Below are 3280 nucleotides of genomic sequence, written 5' to 3' on the forward strand. Positions count from 1 at the left end.
AATTCTGGCTGTCGAATGACTTCAGCGACACCATGGACGATAATCTCCGGGGTGGCAGTGGATTGGAGACTAGCGCTGATTTCTTGGCTTAATTGTTGGAGAAAATGGGTATAACGGGCAAATTCTCGCTCGATTTGCCGCCAATCGAGGTTAATTAAATCTGCCAAGCAATAACCTTTTAATTTTTCCCCGAGAAAATTAGAGAGGATTTGTAATTCTTCTGCTAATCCATCCTTCTTGTCCGTTGCCATAGACTCAGGAATCTCTATCATAACCGAGCGTGTTTGTAAACTATCTGTAACAATAATTAACATAATCTGCCGGTCCGAGACGGGGACTAATTGCAGATGACGCAGGGTATTGGTGAGGGTGTGGGGGAGGGTAACGATAGCGATATAACCGCTTAAACCGGCTAAAAGTTGGGTGGCCCGTTGCAGCAGACTTTCGAGACTCCAAGCGGGAGATTTAGCATTTTGATGCAGATAATAGCCGATTTTTTCGCCGATACGGTCATCGGGAGTCATTAACTCATCGACGTAGAGACGATAACCCCAATCGGAGGGAATGCGTCCGGAGGAAGTGTGGGGTTGATAGAGTAAACCTTCTTTTTCCAGTTTACCGAGAGCATTGCGAATCGTGGCGGAACTAACCGTAAATTTGTACTCCTCTAGCAGAGTTTTCGAGCCAACCGGTTCGGCTGTGGCGATATAATGTTGAATTGTCGCCTTTAAGATATGTTGATAGCGATCGCTGAGATGGGTTCTAGCGGACATAGGGGAATAATCTTAACAAAAGATTTATAACATTTTTTTAGACAGTATAACGCTTAATCAGTTATCAGTTATCAGTAGTCAGTCCTCCGTGGGGAGAAAGGGGATAGTTTACCCCTCTCTTTTCCCGATGGAGGCGATCAAAATTAGTAACGGGGAATATTAGGATCGACGAGGAGGGAATAAGCATCGATGCCGCCGTTAATATTTTTAACATTAGTAAAACCCTGACTTTGTAGCCATTGGCACATTTGCAGGGATCTCATGCCATGGTGACAGATAACGAGGGTTTCCGCTTGGGGGTTGAATTGGGTGGCAATAGTGGGCGACCATTCTCGGTATTGACTCAAGGGTAAAATGGTAAAACTGGCCACAGATGCGATCGCAACTTCCTCTGGTTCGCGCACATCAATAAGTTGTAAATTAGGATCATGATCGGCTAAACGGAGAGCGAGTTCATGGACGCTAATTTCGGGAATGCTCATAGATTTGGTCTTAAGAATCGGTTATCTTTCCTTTAGAGTAGCAAATCGAGGGACCCTGAGCGGTTAGGGACTTGCGTAGGAATAATATCGCAGCCAAGTGGGGGGATTTGGTCAGTGCCAGAGCGGGGGGGGTGATATAATGGGGAACGGGCAGGTATTGAAGACATTGATGCTTTTTAGTACGCCGATTAATCGACAAGCTGAATTTCGATGAATATTGAACAAGCCGTTATCGAAAACTTGCGAAAACTTCCTTTAGAAAAACAACAAGAAGTCTTAAACTTCAGCCAATTTCTAACTCAGAGAACTTCGCCAAAAATTGCAGAGATGACCTCCCACGAAAAAGCAGAAGATTGGCTAAAATTTCTGGAAAGTCAACCCAAGGATACCCCCGGATTACCCGATGAAGCCTTAGGGCGTGAAACTATCTATGACTAATGGCTAAATATCTATTTGATACCAATATTTTACTGAGGCTGAGTGACAGAATTTCCGCTAATTATGCCTTGTACTGCATTCTCCCCACTTCCCCACTTCCCCACCTCCCCACTTCCCCACCTCCCCATCTCCCCATCTCCCCATCTCCCCACTTCCCCACTTCCCCACTTCCCCACTCCCTAGCTTATGATTCCCCTACAATTAACCCTAAAAAATTTTCTCAGTTATCGCGAGGCAGTGCTAGATTTTCGCGGATTACATACTGCCTGTATTTGTGGTGCCAATGGTGCGGGAAAATCCTCTTTACTCGAAGCAATTACTTGGGCAATTTGGGGAGAAAGTCGCGTCTCGATTGGTGATGATGTGATTCATGCGGGCAGCGATTATGCGCGGGTAGATTTCGAGTTTAGTTATGGGGGAGAAATCTATAAAATTATCCGTAGTCGTCACCGGGGAGGGAAAGCTTCTGGTTTAGATTTTCAGGTGATTAATGATCAGAGTTTTCGTCCTTTATCGGGTAAAAGTATTAAAGATACCCAAGCACAGATTAATACTTATCTGAAAATAGACCATAAAACTTTCATTAATTCTGCTTATTTACGACAGGGACAAGCGGACGAGTTTATGAAACAGCCTCCCAGTGGTCGTAAACAGATTTTAGCAGAATTATTACAACTCGATCGCTATGAAATTTTAGCAAATAAAGCCAAGGATATATCGAAACAATTTGATGGACAGTCCCTCCAGATCGAGCAGCAAGTAGAAACTATCAAACTCCGTCTTCAGGAGAAAAATTCTTATCAGCAACAGCTGCAAGAGTTAAGCACCCAAATTAACCAAATTAATCAAGAACAAGAGGTAAATAATCGGCGTTTACAGCAACTACAGGGGGAAGAAAATCAGCGTCAGAATTGGGAAAAACAGCTGCAGTGGCAAAGAGAACAGGAGCGAGCTTTATTAGCAGAAATCGAGAGATTAGACCGGGAAAAAGTTAGTCTAGACAATCAATTAAATCAAATTAGGACTATTCTTCATCGCAAAAATGACATTATTACTGCACACGAGCGCCTAATCAATTTAGACCAGAAAGAGGCAAGTTTGTCAAGTCAATTACAAGCTTGGCAACAGGCCCAGTATGATAAACAACAATTAGAACAGAAATTACAGCAAAAAATTAACGAATTTACCCTTCCCATCCAACAAACGAGCGCTCGTTTAGAAGAATTGGGAAGACAGGAACAAGAAACTCAAAAAATTATCGAGCAAGCGGGGGATATTCAAGCAGGATTAGAGAAATTAAATTATCATCGTCAACGTCTTCAGGAATTGGATAGATTAGCTTTAAAATATGCTCCTTTAAATAGCCGAAAAGCTGATTTAAATATGCAGTTGGAACGGGAAAAAGCTAAGATCAATGCTCGTTGGGAACAACTGCAAAGAAATCGGCAACAATTAGAGACAGAAATCGCTCGTATTCCTCTACTAAGAGAGGAAGCTCTCAATTTAGCCAAACGGATTAAGGAACTGGATAAAAAACAAACCTATTGTGAACGAGTTGAAGAAAAGGAAACTCTTAAACAAGTGGAT

At 42.7% G+C, this 3280-nt stretch carries 4 protein-coding genes; 2 read left to right on the forward strand and 2 right to left on the reverse strand.

Features of this window, described 5'->3' with window-relative positions; translation table 11 throughout:
• Positions 1 to 773, reverse strand: a 773-nt coding sequence (gene hrcA, locus PX481_RS23980; RefSeq protein ID WP_288096426.1) for a heat-inducible transcriptional repressor HrcA, incomplete at its 3' end; no start/stop codon positions are given.
• A 143-nt stretch (positions 774 to 916) separates the two neighbouring features.
• The gene (locus tag PX481_RS23985) at positions 917 to 1255 is read right to left on the reverse strand and encodes a rhodanese-like domain-containing protein (protein ID WP_045358107.1); all 339 of its coding nucleotides are present in this window, start codon (positions 1253 to 1255) and stop codon (positions 917 to 919) included.
• 210 nt (positions 1256 to 1465) lie between these two features.
• On the opposite strand from PX481_RS23985, the gene PX481_RS23990 reads away from it, so the two are divergent.
• Both PX481_RS23990 and PX481_RS23995 read left to right on the forward strand, forming a co-directional pair.
• Positions 1466 to 1693 carry a DUF2281 domain-containing protein gene (locus tag PX481_RS23990; RefSeq protein ID WP_002760273.1) on the forward strand — a complete coding sequence of 76 codons (228 nt, stop codon included), beginning with the start codon at positions 1466 to 1468 and terminating at the stop codon, positions 1691 to 1693.
• 186 nt (positions 1694 to 1879) lie between these two features.
• A partial coding sequence (locus tag PX481_RS23995) for an AAA family ATPase (RefSeq protein WP_288096428.1) occupies positions 1880 to 3280 on the forward strand: 1401 nt, incomplete at its 3' end.

The organism is Microcystis sp. M53603_WE2 (genome assembly GCF_030065435.1).

What these genes read in the sequence shown, in the direction of transcription:
- PX481_RS23985 (WP_045358107.1), bottom strand. Translation starts at nt 1,255, where the DNA reads ATGAGCATTCCCGAAATTAGCGTCCATGAACTCGCTCTCCGTTTAGCC.
- PX481_RS23990 (WP_002760273.1), top strand. Translation starts at nt 1,466, where the DNA reads ATGAATATTGAACAAGCCGTTATCGAAAACTTGCGAAAACTTCCTTTA.